At 65.7% G+C, this 19,231-nt stretch carries 21 protein-coding genes; 8 read left to right on the top strand and 13 right to left on the bottom strand.

Annotation, left to right across the window (positions count from 1 at the left end; all coding sequences use genetic code 11):
- Nucleotides 1-5 precede the first annotated feature (5 nt).
- The 11 genes from AC3A4H_RS12995 to AC3A4H_RS12945 all read right to left on the bottom strand — a co-directional run bounded on the left by AC3A4H_RS12995 (nt 6) and on the right by AC3A4H_RS12945 (nt 8,622).
- A complete protein-coding gene (locus AC3A4H_RS12995; RefSeq protein ID WP_487767028.1) occupies nt 6-170 on the bottom strand; it encodes a hypothetical protein in 165 nt (54 codons plus the stop codon).
- 41 nt (nt 171-211) lie between these two features.
- Entirely contained in the window at nt 212-1,096 is an 885-nt protein-coding gene (ccoP, locus tag AC3A4H_RS12990; RefSeq protein ID WP_487767027.1) for a cytochrome-c oxidase, cbb3-type subunit III, read from the bottom strand.
- Complete coding sequence (locus tag AC3A4H_RS12985) at nt 1,084-1,257, bottom strand: cbb3-type cytochrome c oxidase subunit 3 (RefSeq protein WP_487767026.1); 174 nt, start codon at nt 1,255-1,257, stop codon at nt 1,084-1,086. The genes ccoP and AC3A4H_RS12985 overlap by 13 nt, the downstream gene beginning before the upstream one ends.
- Nucleotides 1,254-2,000 (bottom strand): cytochrome-c oxidase, cbb3-type subunit II, encoded by a 747-nt coding sequence (ccoO, locus tag AC3A4H_RS12980; RefSeq protein ID WP_487767025.1) that lies wholly within the window; start codon nt 1,998-2,000, stop codon nt 1,254-1,256. The genes AC3A4H_RS12985 and ccoO overlap by 4 nt, the downstream gene beginning before the upstream one ends.
- 4 nt (nt 2,001-2,004) lie before the next feature.
- Nucleotides 2,005-3,651, bottom strand: a complete 1,647-nt coding sequence (gene ccoN, locus AC3A4H_RS12975) for a cytochrome-c oxidase, cbb3-type subunit I (RefSeq protein ID WP_487767024.1) — start codon at nt 3,649-3,651, stop codon at nt 2,005-2,007.
- Nucleotides 3,652-3,684: 33 nt separating this feature from the next.
- Nucleotides 3,685-4,152, bottom strand: coding sequence for an RrF2 family transcriptional regulator (locus AC3A4H_RS12970; protein WP_487767023.1), 468 nt, complete (start codon nt 4,150-4,152; stop codon nt 3,685-3,687).
- Between the two features lie 7 nt (nt 4,153-4,159).
- Nucleotides 4,160-4,621, bottom strand: a complete 462-nt coding sequence (locus tag AC3A4H_RS12965) for a group III truncated hemoglobin (protein WP_487767022.1) — start codon at nt 4,619-4,621, stop codon at nt 4,160-4,162.
- 110 nt (nt 4,622-4,731) lie between these two features.
- Entirely contained in the window at nt 4,732-5,769 is a 1,038-nt protein-coding gene (locus tag AC3A4H_RS12960) for a histone deacetylase family protein (RefSeq protein ID WP_487767021.1), read from the bottom strand.
- Between the two features lie 13 nt (nt 5,770-5,782).
- Nucleotides 5,783-6,274, bottom strand: coding sequence for an N-acetyltransferase family protein (locus AC3A4H_RS12955; RefSeq protein WP_487767020.1), 492 nt, complete (start codon nt 6,272-6,274; stop codon nt 5,783-5,785).
- Nucleotides 6,274-7,221 carry a 3,5-dioxohexanoate:acetyl-CoA acetone transferase gene (gene kce, locus AC3A4H_RS12950; protein ID WP_487767019.1) on the bottom strand — a complete coding sequence of 316 codons (948 nt, stop codon included), beginning with the start codon at nt 7,219-7,221 and terminating at the stop codon, nt 6,274-6,276. The genes AC3A4H_RS12955 and kce overlap by 1 nt, the downstream gene beginning before the upstream one ends.
- Nucleotides 7,222-7,230: 9 nt before the next feature.
- Nucleotides 7,231-8,622, bottom strand: coding sequence for an aminotransferase family protein (locus AC3A4H_RS12945; protein WP_487767018.1), 1,392 nt, complete (start codon nt 8,620-8,622; stop codon nt 7,231-7,233).
- 260 nt (nt 8,623-8,882) lie between these two features.
- Between AC3A4H_RS12945 and AC3A4H_RS12940 the strand changes: the two genes are divergently transcribed.
- The 3 genes from AC3A4H_RS12940 to AC3A4H_RS12930 all read left to right on the top strand — a co-directional run bounded on the left by AC3A4H_RS12940 (nt 8,883) and on the right by AC3A4H_RS12930 (nt 11,235).
- Nucleotides 8,883-9,842, top strand: coding sequence for a LysR family transcriptional regulator (locus AC3A4H_RS12940; RefSeq protein WP_487767017.1), 960 nt, complete (start codon nt 8,883-8,885; stop codon nt 9,840-9,842).
- 155 nt (nt 9,843-9,997) lie between these two features.
- Nucleotides 9,998-10,522, top strand: a complete 525-nt coding sequence (locus tag AC3A4H_RS12935; RefSeq protein WP_487767016.1) for an N-acetyltransferase family protein — start codon at nt 9,998-10,000, stop codon at nt 10,520-10,522.
- Between the two features lie 182 nt (nt 10,523-10,704).
- Complete coding sequence (locus AC3A4H_RS12930; protein WP_487767015.1) at nt 10,705-11,235, top strand: transporter suffix domain-containing protein; 531 nt, start codon at nt 10,705-10,707, stop codon at nt 11,233-11,235.
- Nucleotides 11,236-11,247: 12 nt separating this feature from the next.
- Here the strand turns inward: AC3A4H_RS12930 and AC3A4H_RS12925 are convergent, their stop codons facing one another.
- Entirely contained in the window at nt 11,248-12,486 is a 1,239-nt protein-coding gene (locus tag AC3A4H_RS12925) for an ROK family protein (RefSeq protein WP_487767014.1), read from the bottom strand.
- Between the two features lie 230 nt (nt 12,487-12,716).
- Between AC3A4H_RS12925 and AC3A4H_RS12920 the strand changes: the two genes are divergently transcribed.
- The 5 genes from AC3A4H_RS12920 (at nt 12,717) to AC3A4H_RS12900 (ending at nt 17,923) form a co-directional block, all read left to right on the top strand.
- On the top strand, nt 12,717-13,955 hold the full coding sequence (locus AC3A4H_RS12920; protein ID WP_487767013.1) for an extracellular solute-binding protein: 1,239 nt from the start codon (nt 12,717-12,719) through the stop codon (nt 13,953-13,955).
- A 109-nt stretch (nt 13,956-14,064) separates the two neighbouring features.
- Nucleotides 14,065-14,946, top strand: a complete 882-nt coding sequence (locus AC3A4H_RS12915) for a carbohydrate ABC transporter permease (protein WP_487767012.1) — start codon at nt 14,065-14,067, stop codon at nt 14,944-14,946.
- Nucleotides 14,946-15,791: a carbohydrate ABC transporter permease gene (locus AC3A4H_RS12910; protein ID WP_487767011.1), complete on the top strand. Its 846-nt coding sequence runs from the start codon at nt 14,946-14,948 to the stop codon at nt 15,789-15,791. The genes AC3A4H_RS12915 and AC3A4H_RS12910 overlap by 1 nt, the downstream gene beginning before the upstream one ends.
- Nucleotides 15,788-16,810: an SIS domain-containing protein gene (locus AC3A4H_RS12905; protein ID WP_487767010.1), complete on the top strand. Its 1,023-nt coding sequence runs from the start codon at nt 15,788-15,790 to the stop codon at nt 16,808-16,810. Before AC3A4H_RS12910 ends, AC3A4H_RS12905 begins: the two co-directional genes overlap by 4 nt.
- A gap of 39 nt (nt 16,811-16,849) precedes the next feature.
- Nucleotides 16,850-17,923: an ABC transporter ATP-binding protein gene (locus tag AC3A4H_RS12900; protein WP_487767009.1), complete on the top strand. Its 1,074-nt coding sequence runs from the start codon at nt 16,850-16,852 to the stop codon at nt 17,921-17,923.
- A 98-nt stretch (nt 17,924-18,021) separates the two neighbouring features.
- On the opposite strand, the gene pcaF is transcribed toward AC3A4H_RS12900, so the two are convergent.
- On the bottom strand, nt 18,022-19,230 hold the full coding sequence (pcaF, locus tag AC3A4H_RS12895; RefSeq protein ID WP_487767008.1) for a 3-oxoadipyl-CoA thiolase: 1,209 nt from the start codon (nt 19,228-19,230) through the stop codon (nt 18,022-18,024).
- Nucleotide 19,231: the final 1 nt, after the last annotated feature.

Below are 19,231 nucleotides of genomic sequence, written 5' to 3'. Positions count from 1 at the left end.
CGGCCTCAGCATGCCGGGCTCGCCGCTCGGTAGGCCGAACCGGGCTTCCCGGAACCGGCCTGCTTCGAATGCGGCACGCAGTCCGGCTGCGATTTCACCGCGACATAGACAAGGTGCGCATTCGCAGCCAACAGCGCCGCGGCGCCGGCGCCAACCAGCAGCAGGGTCACGCGCCGTGCCCGCCCTCGCGGCATCGGGGCCGTCGCGGCCGTCACGACCGTTGCTCCGGCAGCGACAGCACATAGAGCGTCAGGATCTTGCGCTGCGCGTCCGACAGCCGGTCCTGCCAGCTTGGCATGTGCCCCTGGCGGCCGCCATAGACGGAGGCGGTGATGGATTGGCGGTCGCCGCCATAGATCCACACCGGGTCCGTCAGGTTGGGTGCGCCCATGTCGTGATTGCCCTTGGCGTCGTCGCCGTGGCAGGCGACGCAATTGGCCTGGAACACCTCCTTGCCGCGCGCCACTTTTTCGGGCGTGATCCCGATATTGTCGGTCGAACCGCCGAGCGAACGCACATAGGCGACGACATCGTCGATCTGACCCGCATTAAGCACCCCGTCGCGGCCGAAGGCCGGCATCTGCGAGGTCCGGCTCTCCGCATTGGCGGAATTGATGCCCGCAGTCAGGGTCTGGTAGATCGTCTGCGGGTCGCCGCCCCACAGCCAGGCCGCGGCCTTGAGGTTGGGAAAGCCCTTCCCGCCGGTGCCGTTAATGCCGTGGCACACCGCGCAGTTGTCGCCGAACAGGGTCTTGCCGGTCTCGTGCACGATCTGCATCAGGGCGGGGTTGGCCTGGATGGCGGCGAAGTCATCGCTTGCGATCTGCTTCATCCAGCCCTCCCGCTGGGCTGCGGCGTGTTCGAGCTGCGTTTGCACGACGTGTTTCTGGTCGATGCCCAGCAGCCCCTTGGTGTAGCTGCTCCCGAGCGGCCAGGAGGGCATGAGGATCCAGTAGACGATGGAAAAGATCGTCGTCACCACCAGGAAGAAGATCACCACCCGCGGAACCGGCGTGTTGAGCTCGGTTATGCCGTTCCAGTCATGACCCGTGGTCATGCGGCCGGTGACAGGATCGCGCTCGCCTACTTCTTCCATGGCTCGTCGTCCTCGTCGAGTATGCTCTTCTTCGCGTCGTCGAAGCGCTTCTTGTTTGAGGGCCAGAAAACATAGACAAGCACGCCGACGGCCAGAATGAGGAAATAGATCAGCCCCCAGCTCGTGGCGAAGGTGACGACGGAATCGTGGTCGAAGCTCATTGCCCCGCCTCCGCTGCTTGGGCACCCTCCTGCTTGTAGGCGGCGTCGGTCAGGCGCCCCAGTATCTGCAGATAGGCCACCACCGCGTCCATTTCGGTGAGGCTGCCCGGATTGCCGTCGAAGGTGCGTATCTGGGTTGCCTCGCCATAGCGCTTGGAAACGCCGGCAGCGAGGCTGCTGTCGGGCGCTGCCTGGCCGCGCGCGTCGTTTGGCGCATTGGCGATCATCTCGTCAGTATAGGGCACGCCCACGTCGCGCATGGCGGCAAGATGCAGGCCGAGGTCGTCCACATAGAGCGTGTTGCGCGCCAGCCAGCCATATTTCGGCATCACCGATTGCGGCACCACGTTGCGCGGGTTGATAAGATGCGCCACGTGCCACTCGTCGGAATATTTGTCGCCCACGCGCGCAAGGTCCGGGCCGGTGCGCTTCGAGCCCCATAGCATCGGGTGGTCGTATTGCGACTCCACGGCCAGCGAATAGGGGCCGTAGCGCTCCACCTCGTCGCGCAGGGTGCGGATCATCTGGCTGTGGCAGGCGTAGCAGCCTTCGCGGATGTAGATGTTGCGCCCGGCCAGCTCCAGCGGCGTGTACACCCGCATGTCGGGTGCCTTCTCCACGGTTCCCTTGATGGTGAACAGCGGTGCGATCTCGATGAGGCCGCCGATGCTGGCGACCACCACGATGGCCAGCACGAAGCCCATCGTGCTGCGTTCGAGCTTGCGGTGGAAGAATTCGGGCATCTCGCTACTCCGCCGGCCTGGCCGCGAAGGTGGGAACCGGCAAGTCCGGTTCCGCCGCCTCGGCTTGCCTGGGCGCCGTGCGTATGGTCATCCAGACATTGTATGCCCCCACCACCGCCCCGATCAGGAACAGCAGGCCGCCGACTGTGCGCGCGATGTAATAGGGGTGCATGGCCTCCACCGACTCGATGAAGGAGTAGGTCAGGGTCCCGCTTTCATTGTAGGTCCGCCACATCAGCCCCTGAATGATGCCGGAGTTCCACATCGCGAACACGTAGATGATGGTGCCGGCCAGCGCGAACCAGAAATGCACCTCCACCAGTCGCGCCGAATACATGTGCTCGCGCTTCCACATCCACGGCACCAGACTGTAGATCGCGCCGAAGGTGATCATCGCCACCCAGCCGAGCGCGCCTGCATGCACATGGGCGACGGTCCAGTCCGTGTAGTGCGACAGCGAGTTCACCGGGCGGATGGCCATGAACGACCCCTCGAAGGTGGAGAGGCCGTAGAACACGGCGGCCACCATCATGAAGCGCAGCGTCGCGTCGGTGCGGACCTTGTCCCAGGCGCCGTTCAGCGTGGCCAGCGCATTGCCGGCCGAAGCCCAGGAAGGCACCAGCAGGATCACCGAGAAGGTCATGCCCAGCGACTGCACCCATTGCGGCAGGGCGGTGTAGTGCAGGTGGTGCGGGCCCGCCCACATGTAGATGAAGGTGATGCCCCAGAAGCTGATGATGGACAGCCGGTAGGAGAAGATCGGCCGGCCGGCGCGCTTGGGCAGGTAGTAATAGAGCATGCCCAGGAAGCCGGCGGTGAGGAAGAAGGCCACCGCGTTGTGGCCGTACCACCACTGCGTCATCGCATCCTGTACGCCGGAGAAGGCCGAATAGCTCTTGGCGTGCGCGAGCGACACCGGGACCGCAATGTTGTTGAACACATGCAGTATCGCCACCACCAGGATGAAGGCCATGTAGTACCAGTTGGCCACATAGATGTGCGGCTCCTTGCGCCGCGCCAGCGTGCGCACATAGATCGCCAGATAGGTCACCCACACGATCACCAGCCAGATGTCGGCATACCATTCCGGCTCGGCATATTCCTTCGACTGGGTAACCCCCATCAGGTAGCCGGTCACCGCCATTACGCAGAACAGATTGTAGCCGAACAGAACGAACCAGGGGCTGACCTGGCCGGGCAGCCGCGCGCGCGAGGTGCGCTGCAGCACGTGCAGCGAGGTGGCGATCAGCGCATTGCCGCCGAAGCCGAAGATCACGCCCGTGGTGTGCGCCGGGCGCAGCCGCCCGAAGCTTGCCCAGGCGGCGTCGATGGTCAGGTCGGGCCAGGCCAGCAGGGCGGCCACCCAGACGCCCAGGAACATGCCCACCACCGCCCAGGCCATGGTCAGCACGATGCCGACCTTGATCGGGTCGTCATAATAGTGCGACAGGCGTTCCGGGGAGGGTTCGGGTTCGTAGTAGCCGGAAAGCACCACGAAGATCATCCCCACGCTGGCCAGCATGGCGATCATCCCATGCACGCCGATCGGGTCGTTTCGGCCGATGGCCGCCAGCGCCAGCCCGACGATGGCGACTGCCGCCAGGAGATAAAGGCATAACCGACGTTCTGCGACTGTGAGCTGGGCGACCATGGACTTGCTACCCTCCTCCTGTGAAGCAAAAGGTCAGTCAGCCGAAGTAATAACGTTATCCTTTCCGGGCCGGATGTCCAGAAGCCGTGCCAGGATATCCATGTTTGCTGTCAGGTCGGCGAGGCTGTATTTGTCGAAGACGGCCAGATAGGCGTCCAGCGCTTCGCGCACCACGTCCTTCAGGCGACAGGCGGGTGTAATGACACAGTGCCCGCCATCGGTCTTCAGGCACTCCACGAGGGCAAAGTCGTCCTCCATCCGCCGTACCAGGCGACCGAGATTTATCCTTTCCGGGGGGCGGGCCAGCGCAATGCCGCCGGCGCGGCCGCGGGTGGTTTCCACCAGGCCCATGTTCTTCAGGTTCAGCGCCACCTTCAGCAGGTGGTTGCGCGACAGCCCGTAGGCGTCGGCCACGTCGCTCACCGTGCAGGTGTCGCCCGAACGGGTCGCCAGATAGATCAGCATGCGCAGGGCATAGTCGGTGTGCTGCGTCATGCGCATGTTGCGCTCACTCTCCCTCGCCGTTCGCGGCGGCGGGCGGCGTTGCGCCCAGCGCCCGCGGCAGGTGGAAGAACATGGCAAGCTGCAGGCTCCGGGCGATCCGCTCGGCGCGATCGATGAACACCGCCGCCACCTCCGGCTCGCAAAGCTCGCGCGCGGTCTCGCGGAAATGGCCGAGCCAGATCGCGAAGTCTTCTTCCTTCACCATCTTCAGCTTGAGATGCGCCGGGACCGGACGGCCCTGATAGGTGCCGGTCTTCAGGATCACCGAGGACCAGAAGTCGGTCATCTTTTCCAGATGCGGTTCCCAGTCGTCTGCAATCACCCGCTCGAAGATCGGGCCGAGGCGGGCGTCGCGCCGCACCTTGGCGTAGAAGGCGCGCACCAGACGCCCGATGAAGTCGCGGTCCACCTGCGGGTGGGAGAGGGGAGTTTCCGCGACCGGACGAACCCTTTCGACAAAGGCCATGTCGTGCCCCTTAAAGTGGTAAATCTGATGCCACTTTATCGGCGTGCGGTCTGCCGCGCAAGCAGCGGAAATGTCGCAGGCGTTACCGCGGGAATTGCGCAGTCGTCGCTTTAGCCCGCCAGCCTGTGCGCACCGCCAAAGCCGGTGAGGAACGAGGTGAGATTGTCGGAAAGCGCGTCACAGAGATAGCCGCCTTCCTGCACGATCACCGTGGGCAGGCCGAGCCCGGCAATCGCTTCGGCAATGCAGGCGAAGCCCTGCGTCGTCACCGAAAGCCCGCCGAACGGGTCGCCCTCGAAGGCGTCGAGGCCCAGCGCCACCACCAGCGCCTCGGGCGCGAAGGCGCGGATGCGCTGCAGGCCCTTGTCCAGCGCCGCGAGAAACTCCGCGTCGGCGGATTTGCGCGCCAGCGGCAGGTTGAGGTTGTAGCCGAGCCCCAAGCCTTCGCCGCGCTCGTCGGCATGGCCCCAGAAGAACGGATAGAAGCGCACCGGGTCGGCATGGATCGACACCGTCAGCACGTCGGGCCGGGCATAGAAGATGCCTTGCGTTCCGTTGCCATGGTGCAGGTCCACGTCGAGGATCGCCACTCGCGCCGCGGTCTTGCGCAGGCGCTGCGCCGCGACAGCGGCATTGTTGACGAAGCAGAAGCCGCCGGCGACATCGGCAAAGGCGTGGTGGCCGGGCGGGCGGCACAACGCATAGGCCGCCGGCTCGCCCGAAAGCACGGACTCTGCCGCTTCCACCGCGCTCCATGCGCTCCACAGCGAGCTTTCCCAGGTCTCGGCCGAGATCGGGCAGGAGGTGTCGGCCATGTGGTAGCCGGCCTGGCCGACGGCGGATGCCGGATAGCTGCCGCCGCGCGCGATGGGGTGGATGTTGGGAATGACCTCTTCCGACGCCTCGGGAATGCGCTGCCAGCGCGCATGGATATGTTCGAGGAAGTCCAGATATTCCGGCGTGTGCACGGCCGCGATCGGCCCCAGCCCGTGCTGGCGCGGCCGCACGATCTCGCAGCCTGCCGCGCGCGCCCCGGCAAGCAGCCGCTCCACGCGCTCCGGCTGTTCCGGGTTGGGTTTTGGCGCCCCGCTGGAAAGAAAGCCCTTGGGGTCGTGGCGCTTCTGCTCGTCGGCGTAGAAGGCTTTCATGGGAACTCCTCGTTCAATTTCCGTCATTGCGCGCCAGCGCCAGAAACGCCTCGCCATAGGCGCCGTGCTCGCGATCGCTGTCGAGCCAGCCAATGCCGAGCCTTTCGTAAAAGCCCTGCGCGGAAATGTTGTCGACGTCGACGGCCAGCCGCAGATAGACGCCCCCGCGCTGGCGCGACCAGCCTGCCGTGGCGCGCAGCAACTTTTCGCCTACCTTCCTGCCGCGGAACCGCTCGTCGACATAAAGGTCCTGCACATAGACGCCGGGGCGCCCGAGCCAGGTCGAGAAGATCGGGAAGAACAGGCAGAGCCCCGCAAACGTGCCGTCCACTTCCGCAATCAGGCTCCGGAACGCCGCGTCCGGCCCGAAGCCGAAGCGCCGGAAATCGTCGGCCGTGCTGGCGATCTTTTGCTCAAGGCCGGTGAAGCGCCCGAGTTGCAGGATCGCGTCGTGCATCGTCTCCGCGTCGGCGGGCTCGCCTGGCCGGATACGCACGCCGTTCATCAGAACGCCACCCGGTCGCCGCCCTTCAGCTCCAGCATCTCGCGCGCTTCGGCAGGCGTCGCCACTTCCAGCGACAGCGCCTCCAGCACCTTTCGAATGCGCCGCACCTGGTCGGCGTTGGAGCGCGCAAGCTGGCCGCGCCCGTCATAGAGGCTGTCTTCCAACCCCACCCGCACATTGCCGCCCATGGCGGCGGCCATGGTTATCATCGGCATCTGGTGGCGGCCGGCGGCCAGCACCGAAAAGCTGTAGTTGTCGCCGAACAGCTTGTCGGCAATGCGCTTCATGTGGGTCAGGTTGTCCGGGTCGGCGCCGATGCCGCCCAGCACGCCGAACACGAACTGGATGAACAGGTGCCCGCTCACCAGGCCGCGGTCGCGCAAATGCGCCAGCGAATAAAGGTGGCCGACATCGTAGCATTCGAACTCGAAGCGCGTGCCGCAGCCGCGCCCCAGCCGTTCGAGAATGAATTCCATGTCGGCGAAGGTGTTCTTGAAGAGCGTGCTGCGCGTGGCCTCCAGCAGCTTCGGCTCCCACTCGTGCTGCCACTCGGTCGGCTTGTCTAGGGCAGGGAACAGAGCGAAATTCATCGAGCCCATGTTCAGCGAGCACATTTCCGGCTCGGCGCGCAGCGAAATGGCGAGGCGATCATCCAGCGTCATCAGCGAGGAGCCGCCGGTGGAGATGTTCACTACCGCGTCGGTCGCCTGCTTGATGCGCGGCAGGAACTGCATGAACACGTCCGGGTCGGCCGTGGGCCGGCCGTCCTTGGGGTCGCGCGCATGCAGGTGCAGGATGGAGGCACCGGCCTCCGCCGCCGCGATCGCCTCGGCGGCGATCTGGTCGGGCGTGATGGGCAGATAGGGCGACATGGTCGGCGTGTGGACCGAGCCGGTGACCGCGCAGGTGATGATGACCTTCCGGCGCGTCGATCTGGTTGAAGCCATTTTCTGTTCTCAGCCGTTGACGGGAAGATCGAGTTCGGCGGCAAGCGCTTCCAGCGAATCCGCCAGAATGTCGACCATCTCGCCCACCTGCGCGGCATCGATGATCAGCGGCGGCGCCAGTATGAAGTTGTCGCCCTCGATGCCGTCGCCACGGATGCGCCGCGAATAGACGATCATGCCGCGCTGGTAGGCGTGGTCGAGAAGCCTCTGGTTGGCGTTCAGCGCCTTCGGCAAGGGCGCGAAGGTTTCGGGGTCGGACACTAGGTCGGCGCCGATAAGCAGGCCCTTGCCGCGCACGCCGGCAACGAATGGGAAGCGCCGCGCCAGCCCTTCCAGCTCCTGCTTCAGAAGCTCGCCCATGGCAGCCGCGTTCTCCACGCAGCCCAGGCGCTCCATCTCGTCGAGCACCGCCAGGCCGGCGGCGCAGGACAGCGGGTTGCCGGCATAGGTGTAGCCGTGCTGGAAACCGCCCATGTCGAGCACCGGCTTCACCAGCCGCCGCGATGCGGCCATGGCGCCGAGCGGCGCATAGCCCGAGCCGATGCCCTTGGACAGGGTTACGATGTCCGGCCGGCATTGCCAGTGGTCGCCGCCGAGATATCTGCCGGTGCGGCCGGCACCGGTCATCACCTCGTCATGGATCAGCAGGATGCCATATCTGTCGCAGATCTCGCGGATGCGCTTGAAATAGCTGTCCGGCGGCACCAGTGCCGCGGTCGCCGCGCCGCCGATGGGCTCCATGATGAAGGCGAGCACCGTTTCGGGCCCCTCGGCCAAAATCCTCTCTTCCAGCATGTCGGCATAGCGCAGGCCGCGCTCTTCCATCGAAAGGTTGTCGCGGTCGCGATAGGCGGTAGGCGCCGGCACGGTCGGCATGTCGCGGATCTGCGGCGCAAAGGTTTCGGTCAGCGCCAGGTCGCCCGTTACCGCCAGCGCGCCCACAGTGCCGCCGTGGTAGGAGGGAAACCGCGCCACGACCTTCCAGCGCTTCGGCTGGCCGGTGGCCACCGCCCATTGCCGCGCAAGCTTGATGGCCGATTCCACCGCTTCCGAGCCGCCCGAAACGAAGAAGATGCGGTCCAGGTCGCCCGGCATCTTCTGCGCCATGCGCAGGGCCAGTTCCTCGGCGGCCTCGTTCTCGAAATGCAGGCGGTAGGCGAAGGTCACCCGCTCCATCTGCCGCTTCATGGCGTCGAGGACGTGGCGGTTGCCGTGGCCGATATTGACCACCATGGCGCCGCTGGCGCCGTCGATCATGCGCCGGCCCTGATTGTCCCACAGGTAGATGCCTTCGGCGCGGTCCACCAATGGCCGGCGCAGCCGCGTCATGTAGAACAGGTTCGAGGCCGGTCGCTCGGCTTCCGCAGCATAGGCAAAGGGCAGGCTGGCAGCCTCAGGCATTGGATGTCCCGTCAAAATGTTGTTCGGAAAAGGCGGGCAGGGCAGTGCGGCAAGGCGGCGGCCTGTCCCCCGCCGCGGGGGCGTTCGCGCCGCGCAGGGTCATGCTCATTCCGCAATTGCGCGTCGCACGCTCCACCGCCGCCTCGCCTCGTTACCCCCAGCATTGCGGATGCGCGGTCGGCACGCATCCGCAGGCAGGATTGCCTTTGTCGGGTCATTGCGCAAATAGATAATGGAAATAGGGAGCATAGATTTCGGGAATGACCTCGCCGCGGTCGCAAAAGCTGGTCTGGGAGCTGGACTGGAACCTGCTGCGCACTTTTGTCGTCATCGCCGAGGTCAAGAGCATCACCCGCGCGGCCGAGCGCCTCAACCTCAAGCAGCCCACCGTCAGCAATGCCCTGCGCCGTCTGGAAGAGCGCATCGGCCAAAGGCTGGTGGAGCGCGCCGCCAACCGCTTCGAGCTTACCGAGGCCGGCCGCCTGGTCTACGAGCAGGGCATAGAGGCGTTCGGCGCCATCTCGCAGCTGCCCGTTCTGGTGCGCGGCGCCGGCGAGGACGTCACCGGCCATGTCGCCATCGCGGTCGCCAGCCACATCGTCTCGCCGCTGTTCGACCGGGCGCTGGCCGAGTTCCGGCGCAACTATCCGCGCGCCAGCATTGCCATCACGGTTGCCCCAAGCGCGGAGGTGGCCAGGCAGGTGCGCGAGCGCCGCGCGTCCTTCGGGCTGTGCCTGGTCAGCGAGCGCGACCCCGCGCTCGACTACACGATGATCTATCGCGAGTTCTTCGGCTTCTTCTGCGGCCCCGGCCACAGGCTCTACGGCCGCACCGGGCTGGCGCTGGCCGACCTCAAGGGCGAGCCTTCCGTGTCCTTCCACACCGACCACATCGCCGACGCGCTGCGGCCGGTGGCGCTGCTGCGCAGCGAGGCCATGCTGGACGCCAGCGTCGTCGGCGTCTCGTCCAGCCTGGAGGAGGTGCGGCGCATGATCGTCGCCGGGCTGGGCATCGGCCCGCTGCCGGTGCATGTGGCGCGCCGCGACGTGGCCGACGGGCTGTTGTGGCGGCTGCCGCCCTACGAGGCACCGCCGGCCATCGACATCTTCCTGCTCGTCAACCCTGAAAAGACGACGAACCGCGCCGAAGCAGCACTGCTCTCCGGCCTGCAGAAGCTGATCGCCGATACACCGCTGGAAGAGCGCACCTACGACCGCTGAGCAATGCCCGGAAGCGGCCTCTCTGAATTCGCCGGTGGCGGCGAGTTGCCCGTTTACAAAATGAAATGTCGAATGAGGGTGTCCGCGACGAGCATTCTTGATCGTACGCGAAACGCATGTATGACCGCTCTCACGTGACAATGGCCAGGCAACCCATGAATATTCGCAGAGCGAAACATTCAGACGCTGCAAGTCTTGCGGCGCTCTCCATCGAAGTTTGGGTGGGCACCTATCTTCGCCACGGGATCAGCGAGTTCTTTGCGGACTACGTGTTGTCTGAATTCACCAAGGCCAATTTCGAACGCCTTCTCGTGGATGCGCACGAGATCTTCTTCGTTTCCGAGAATCTGGACGGCATTGACGGCTTTATCAGGATTTCCCGGGGCCGAAAGGCGCCAGTCGAGGGCTGTTCGGCTACAGAAATAAGCACTCTCTATGTACAGCCACGACACCACGGAAAGGGAACAGGCGGCAAATTGCTGAATTCGGCGATGGCCCACTGCGCTCGCTTGGGTGTGGACTCGGTGTGGCTGACGACAAATTCTGAAAACACGCCCGCTATCGGGTACTACCTGTCGCGAGGTTTCGTGAAATGTGGTGTGACCCACTTCCGGATTGGTGATCAGGCATACCCGAACGACGTGTTGTCATTGGCCATCGAAGCTGATCGTGTCGGGTAACGGATCTCCGCGCAAAGGTGGGCCGGGGGTGAGCCGAAAATCACATAAGTTTTGTTATGGAACTTATGCCGTAGCTCCGGCTTCGAAGCGGCCTGTACCAACAGCCATCCCGGCGCCTCTGGCAAAGACGCCCCGGCTGACGATATATTTTGCGCATCGATCTCGCCGTGAGGGATTGAACGATGGCAGAGATGCGGCCGTCCATGCGGGGTCAGGCAGGCATTGGCTGGCGCTTCGGCTGCGGCATGGCGCTGTTCGTGGTGGCTGTCGGGCTGGTGCTGAGCATCCCGTTCCTTGCGGCTTCCGGACTGCGGCCGTCCACCCTGGCGGCGTACACGGGCGGCGTCTTCATCATAAACAAGATCCTGCTGGTCCTGATCATCGCGCTCGTCGGCAAGGCCGGGTTCAAGCAGTTGAAGGACATTCTCGTCGGCTTTTTCCCGCGCCTGCATGCGGTGCCGCCGGTCGGGCCGGTGCGCCATGCCATCGGGCTGGTCATGTTCTGGGTGCCGCTCACCTGGTCGTTGCTCGAGCCGTATATCGACTATTTCTGGCCCGGGCTCAGGCCCAACCGATGGGAATACCAGCTTGCCGGCGATCTCGTTTTCGTGGCCGGCATTTTCGTGCTGGGCGGCAATTTCTGGGAGAAGGTGCAGGCGCTGTTCATCCGCACGGCCCGCGTGACCGACACGTCAAGCCATGGCCCGGACTGATGCAATGGCCTCTCAGGCGCGGAACATGTGCCCCGAAGCCGGACGCTCCTTGAGGATCGCCGAAAAGCGCGGATCGAAGGCGCGCGAAATCGGCTCGGCCGCGGCCCCCAGCGCCACCGCCCAGGGGTCGGCCAGCCCCGGCTGCAGCCGCGCCTCGGGAAAGCGCCCGGCCCGCTCGGAGACCGACGGCAGCAGCGGCTGAATGCGTTCGATCAGCCGCTCGATCAGCGAGCGCGGCGCGCCGCCGCACAGGATGATGGTCTGCGGATCGAAGATCGATTCCAGCATCTGCACCGTCCGGCGCAACCGCTCGGAGGCCTTGCCGATCCAGTCCTCGGCCCGCGGGTCTTGCCGCGCCACCGCGTCGGCAATCAGCTCGAACAGCTTCGGGTCGGAAGGGTCGAGATCCAGTGCCTTGCACAGGGAGGCGATGGAAGCGAAGGTTTCAAGCGAGCCCGCGCCGCCTTCGTCGGGCGACAGCGCCAGCATCATGCCGATCTCGCCGGCATTTCCATAGGCCCCGCCATAAAGCTCGCCATTGACGATCAGCCCTGCCCCGAGCCCGTAGCCAAGGAAGATGCAGATGGCATGGTCCACGCCGTGGGCCGCGCCAAGCATCTTCTCCGCCGTCGATGCGGCCGCGGCATCGTTCTGCAGCACCACCTCAAGCCCGGTTCCGGCGGCGATGGTCTCCAGCAGCGGAAAGGCCTGCCAGGCTGTCATCGCCCAGGGGTCGCCATAGGGCGCGCTGATGCCGAACGGGCCGGGCATGGCGATGCTGAGGCCCACCAGCCGCTCCTCCGCTTGCGGCACACGATCCGACAGCGCCTTGCGCGCCCAGGCGATAAGGTCGAGCACCACCTTCACGCCCTCGGCCGGGCCCCCGGGGGGAAGGTTGGCTTCCATCCGGGCCAGCACCTCGCCGACCAGATTGACCACGATCGCCCGCGTCACGTGCCGGTCAATCTGCAGGCCGATGGCGAAGGCGCCTTCGGGCACCAGCCCGTAGGGCGTGGCCGGCTGTCCCCTGCCCTTGCGCACCGTGTCGAGCGAGCGCACCAATCCGTCGCGCGAAAGCTCCTCGATGATGTTGGAGACGGTCTGCGGCGTCAGCCTCGTCGCCCGCGCGAGATCAGCGCGCGACAGCGCCCCGTTTACCCGTAGGGCGTCGATCATCACCCGTCGGTTATGCGCGCTGGCGCCGCCGAGATTGGTCCCGCTTTTCGCCCGGATATGCCGTGTATCGTCCATCGACATCCCTCTTGACAGGGTCCCAATATTCAACAAGGAATATTTCAAGACAATTGATTTAATGAAAAGGCACAACGTTTTTGCGCCTGGAGGGCGGTCAGCGCCCGAGCTTCCCCGGCCGGCGAGGCGCCGATGGCGTGCCGCACGGCATTGCGGTTTGCTTGCATCCGGGCGTGGCGTTGGTCAAAACTGGACCCGGCAAGCTACACAGCAAGGTGGTGGAGGAAACAATGTTGAAATCGATCAAGACGGCGCTGCTCGGCGCAACCCTTTTCGGCATCGGAATGGGCGGCATCGCGCATGCCGAAACCAAGCTCAATGCGCTCTTCATGGCGCAGGCCGCCTATAGCGAAGACGACGTGCGCGCCATGACGGAGGCCTTCACCAAGGCCAATCCGGACGTGACCGTCAATCTGGAATTCGTGCCCTATGAAGGCCTGCACGACAAGACCGTGCTGGCGCAGGGCTCGGGCGGCGGCTACGACGTCGTGCTGTTCGACGTCATCTGGCCGGCCGAATTCGCCACCAACAACGTGCTGGTCGACGTTTCCGACCGCATCACGCCGGCAATGAAGGAAGGCGTGCTTCCGGGCGCCTGGACGACGGTGGAATATGAGGGCAAGCGCTTCGGCCTGCCGTGGATCCTCGACACCAAGTACCTCTTCTACAACAAGGAAATTCTCGAGAAGGCCGGCATCCAGAACCCGCCCAAGACCTGGGCCGAGCTTGCCGAGCAGGCCAAGATCATCAAGGACAAGGGCATCCTCGAAACGCCGATCTCCTGGAGCTGGGCACAGGCCGAGGCCGTGATCTGCGACTACACCACGCTGGTCAGCGCCTATAAGGGCGACTTCCTGAAGGACGGCAAGCCGGCCTTCCAGACCGATGGCGGGCTGGACGCGCTGAACTACATGGTCGAGTCCTATTCCGCCGGCCTCACCAACCCCAACTCGAAGGAATTCCTCGAGGAGGACGTGCGCCGCGTGTTCCAGAACGGCGAAGCCGCCTTCGCCCTGAACTGGACCTACATGTACAACATGGCCAACGACCCCAAGGAGAGCAAGGTTGCCGGCAAGGTCGGCGTCGTGCCCGCCCCGGGCGTCGACGGCAAGAGCGAGGTTTCGGCCGTCAACGGCTCGATGGGCCTGGGCATCACCACCACCAGCAAGCATCAGGACGAAGCCTGGAAGTACATCGAGTTCATGACCTCGCAGGCGACCCAGAACGCCTATGCCAAGCTCAGCCTGCCGATCTGGACCTCGTCCTATGACGATCCGGCCGTCAGCGAAGGCCAGGAAGACATGATCGCCGCTGCCAAGGTCGCGCTGGGCGCCATGTATCCGCGCCCGACCACACCGAAGTACCAGGAACTGTCGACCGCGCTGCAGATCGCCATCCAGGAAGCCCTGCTTGGCCAGGCCAAGCCGGAAGACGCCCTGAACTCGGCGGCTGAAAACAGCGGTCTCTGATAGAAGTAGCACGGGCGGCGTCCATCCGGCGCCGCCCGTGGCTTTCCGCGGGCTCGCCCGGCCGGCGGCAGGCAGGTGATTTTTCCAAGGGTTCGGTCAGGTCCGCCTCATGTCCAGCAACTGGATCAGCACGCGCGCATGGCTCCTGATGCTGCCCCTGCTCATCGTCATGGTGGCCGTCATCGGCTGGCCGCTGGTGGACACGGTGCGGCTCTCCTTCACCGACGCCAAGCTGGTCGGCACCTCCGGCAATTTCGTCGGCATCGACAACTATGTGAAGATGCTGTCGAATTCCGGCTTCCAGCGCACGCTGATCACCACCACATGGTTCGCCGTCATTTCGGTTGCGGCGGAGATGGTCGTGGGCGTGGCCGCCGCCCTCCTTCTCAATCAGCAATTCTACGGCCGCACCGTACTGCGGGCGCTGATGATCCTGCCCTGGGCGCTGCCCACCGTCGTCAACGCCACGCTCTGGCGGCTGATCTACAATCCCGAATATGGCGCGCTCAACGCAGCACTAACCCAGATCGGCCTCATCGACGCCTATCGCTCCTGGCTCGGCGAGCCGGGCACCGCACTTGCAGCCCTGATCCTCGCCGACACCTGGAAGAATTTTCCGCTGGTGGCGCTGATCGCGCTCGCCGCCCTGCAGGCCGTGCCGCGCGACATCACCGCCGCCTCCATGGTTGACGGCGCCGGCGCCTGGTCGCGCTTCCGCTTCGTCATCCTGCCCTATCTCGCCGGGCCGCTGATGGTGGCGCTGGTGCTGCGCACCATCGAGGCCTTCAAGGTCTTCGACATTATCTGGGTGATGACCCGCGGCGGCCCCGCCAACTCCACCCGCACCCTGTCGATCCTCGTCTATCAGGAAGCGTTTTCCTTCCAGCGAGCCGGGTCCGGCGCATCGCTGGCGCTGATGGTGACCTTGCTGGTTACGGTGCTTGCCGTCATCTACGCCGCCGTCATCCGCAAAAGCGCGGGAGCCACCTGATGGAACGCCGCAGCCTCGCCGCCACGATCCTCGTCTACGCCTGCGCCATCCTTCTGGCGGCGGTCATCCTTGCGCCCGTCGTGTGGCTGTTCGTGATGAGCATTTCCTCCACCGCCGACCTCACCGCCAAGCCGCTGCACTGGTGGCCCGAGACTGTCGACCTGTCGCGCTATCGCCGGCTGCTGACCGCCGTCGGCAACACCGAGGGCGCCGCCTTCGTCGCCGCCCTGTTCAACAGCCTGCGCGTGGCCAGCATGGCGACGGTTGCCGCCTTGCTGGTCGCCATCCCCGCCGCCTGGGCCGTCTCGCGCACGCCCAAGGTGGGTACGTCGCTCTATGCGGTGATCGGCACCTACATGCTGCCGCCGGTGGCGCTGGCCGTGCCACTTTACATGGGCCTTGCAGCACTCGGCCTGCTCAACACCGTCTACGGCCTGGCGCTGGTCTATCTCACCATTCTCGCGCCATTCACCACCTGGCTCCTGAAATCCGGCTTCGACGCCATCCCGCGCGAGATCGAAAGCGCGGCGATGATGGACGGCGCCCGCCTCGACCAGATCCTGCGGCTGATCACCCTGCCGCTCGCAGCACCGGTGATGGCCACCGCCGCGCTCTTCGCCTTCCTGCTGGCGTGGGACGAATTCTTCTATGCCCTGCTCTTCACCTCCGACCTCAGGGCCAAGACCCTGACGGTGGCGATCGCCGACCTCGCCGGCGGCAGGGTGTCCGACTATGGCCTGATCGCGACCGCCGGCGTGCTTGCCGCCCTGCCGCCGGTGCTGATCGGGCTGTTCATGCAGCGCGCCCTGATCTCGGGGCTCACACAGGGCGGCGTCAAGGGATGACAGTGACGGTACAGAATCTTCGCCCCGCGGGCCTCGTCGCAATCGAACACGAAATGGCCCGGCAGAATGCCGACTCGATCGCCTCCTTCGAGGCGGCAAAGCCGGTCGCGCACAAAATCGCCGAGGCGCTGCGCGCCACCGGCCGCCTGCTTCTGCTCGGCATGGGCGGTTCGCACGCGGTCGGCCGCGCGGTCGAGCCGCTCTACCGCGACCTCGGCATCGACGCGGTCGCCGTGCCGCTGTCCGAACAGCTCGGCCAGCCGCTGCCGCTTTCCGGGCGCACCATCCTCGTCACCTCGCAGTCGGGCGAAAGCGCCGAGGTGCTGCGCTGGTTCGCCGAGGCCGGCGTGCCGGAACACACTTTTGGCCTGACCCTCGACGGCAATTCGACGCTTGCCAAGACCGTCCCGTGTCTCGCCGGCGTCGGCGGAAATGAGAAGGCCTTTGCCGCCACCCGCAGCCTGACCATCAGCTTCGCGCTGCATCTGGCGGTGCTTGCGGAACTCGGCGCCGACCCCACGCAGGCGCTGGAAGTCCTGAAAAATCCGTCCGCCGTCTCGGTCGCCGCGGCCGCCGCGTCGCTCGCCAATGTCTCGGCCATCGTCACTTCCGGTCGCCGCACGCAGGGCGTGGCCGAAGCCATCGCGCTCGGCCTCACCGAGCTGTCGCGCGTGCCCTGCTTCTCGCTCGAAGGCGGCCAGCTGCGCCATGGGCCGATGGAAATGCTGGGACAGAACGTCGGCGTGGTGCTGTTCCGCGCCGCCGACGCCACCTCCGAACTGGTCGCGCGCATGGCTGTGTCGGCATCGGAAGCCGGCTCGCCCGTGGTCGTGTTCGATGCCTCCGGCGAGGCGCCGGTCGCCGGCACCGAAACCGTGAAGATCGACGCCGCCTCCGGCGCCGCCGCCATCTTCGCCTTGCTGCCGGCCGCCCAGCGCTTCATGCTGGCCTTTGCCTCGGCGCGCGTGGCCGATGTCGGAACGCCGGTGCGTTCCTCCAAGATCACCAAGGTCGAGTAGTCTTATGACCCGATACCTCGCAAACGCCGGAGACCGCCGTTGAGCGCGCTGGACATCATCGGCGTGCGCAAGCGCTACGGCACGGTCGAGACGCTGAAGGGCATTGATCTGTCGCTGGAAAGCGGCGAGTTTCTGGTCCTGCTCGGACCTTCGGGCTGCGGCAAGTCCACCCTGCTCAACATCATTGCCGGCCTCGCCGAACCGACCGGCGGCGACGTGCGCATTGACGGGCGCTCCGTCGTCGGCGTGCACCCGAAGGACCGCGACATCGCCATGGTGTTCCAGTCCTATGCGCTCTACCCCAACATGTCGGTGGCGCGGAACATCGGCTTCGGCCTGGAAATGCGCAAGGTCCCGGCGGCCGAGCGCGAGGAGGCGGTGAAGAAGGCCGCAAGGATCCTGCAGATCGAGAACCTGCTCGAACGCCGGCCCTCCGAGCTTTCCGGCGGCCAGCGCCAGCGCGTCGCCATTGGCCGCGCCCTCGTGCGCAACCCGCAGGTGTTCCTGTTCGACGAGCCGCTGTCCAATCTCGACGCCAAGCTGCGCATGGAAATGCGCACCGAGCTGAAGCGCCTGCACCAGATGCTGCGCACGACGGTCGTCTACGTCACCCACGACCAGATCGAGGCGATGACGCTTGCCACCCGCATCGCGATCATGCGCAACGGCCAGATCGAGCAGCTCGCCACGCCGGCCGAAATCTACGAGCGCCCGGCCACGCTCTATGTCGCCGGCTTCGTCGGCTCGCCCTCAATGAACATGCTTGATGCGCGTATTGCCGACGGCGTTGCCCGTATCGACGGCTCGGACGTCGCCATCCCGCTGCCCGCCGAAACCGCCGCCAAGGCCAGGCCCGACCAGAAGCTGGTGCTGGGCGTGCGCCCTGAAAACCTGCGGCTTGCTTCGGACGGCGAAGGGCCGGCGTTCGAGGCGAATGTCGAGGTGGTGGAACTGACCGGTCCGGAACTCGTGGTCAGCGCGACCGTCGGGGCGCAGCGCATCACCGCCAGCCTGTCGCCGAAGTCCGACATCCAGCCCGGCACGGGCCGCCGCTTCGCACTCGATACGGACGCCTTGCACGTCTTCGACAAGGAAACGGAAAGGCGGCTGTAGCGCGCCGGCAATCCAGCGGTTCGCGCAGGACCTGCGCAAAGAAAAAGCCCGGCATCAGCGATGCCGGGCCTTTCAAACATGCGGTGTTAGGTTTCGGCTCAGACGCGCTCGAGCGCGATGGCGATGCCCTGGCCGACGCCGATGCACATGGTGGCGAGCGCCAGCTTGCCGCCGCGCTCCTTCAGCTCAAGTGCGGCCGTGCCCGAAATGCGCGCACCCGACATGCCGAGCGGGTGGCCCAGCGCAATCGCGCCGCCATTCGGGTTCACGTGCTCCGCATCCTCGGCAATGCCGAGGTCGCGGAGCACGGCGATGCCTTGGGAGGCGAATGCTTCGTTGAGCTCGATGACGTCGAAATCGGACGGCTTGATGCCGAGCCGGGCGCACAGCTTCTTGGTCGCCGGCGCCGGGCCCATGCCCATGATGCGCGGGGCGACGCCAGCGGTAGCGCCGCCGACGATGCGCGCGATCGGCGTCAGGCCATACTTCTTGATTGCCGCTTCCGACGCGACGATGAGGGCCGCAGCACCATCATTGACGCCGGACGCGTTGCCCGCCGTCACCGTGCCGCCTTCCTTCTTGAAGGGCGTTCCCAGCTTGGCCAGCGTCTCGACGGTCGTGCCGGCGCGCGGATGCTCGTCCTTGGCCACCACCACGGGGTCGCCCTTGCGCTGCGGGATCGTCACCGGCGTGATTTCCTTCGCCAAGCGGCCGTTTTCCTGCGCTGCCACGGCCTTGGCCTGGCTGCGCGCGGCAAAGGCGTCCTGGTCGGCGCGGCTGATGGAAAAATCCTCGGCCACGTTCTCGCCGGTCTCCGGCATGGAATCGACGCCATACTGCTTCTTCATCAGCGGGTTGATGAAGCGCCAGCCGATGGTGGTGTCGTAGATCTCGGCATTGCGCGAAAACGCCGTGTCGGCCTTGGGCATGACGAAGGGCGCGCGGCTCATCGATTCCACGCCGCCGGCAATCATCAGCTCGGCCTCTCCCGCCTTGATGGCGCGTGCGGCGGTGATGACGGCATCCATGCCCGAGCCGCAGAGGCGGTTCATCGTGGTGCCCGGCACTTCGATCGGCAGGCCGGCCAGCAGCAGCGCCATGCGCGCCACGTTGCGGTTGTCCTCGCCGGCCTGGTTGGCGCAACCATAGATCACGTCGTCCACGGCGGCCCAGTCGACCGACGCGTTGCGCTCCACCAGCGCCTTCAGCGGCACCGCGCCAAGGTCGTCGGCGCGCACCGAGGAGAGCGAGCCGCCGAAGCGCCCGATGGGCGTGCGGATATAGTCACAGATATAGGCGTCAGCCATG

Source organism: Pseudaminobacter sp. Soil_N_29, assembly GCF_057656055.1.
This window is presented reverse-complemented; position numbering and strand designations above follow the sequence as displayed.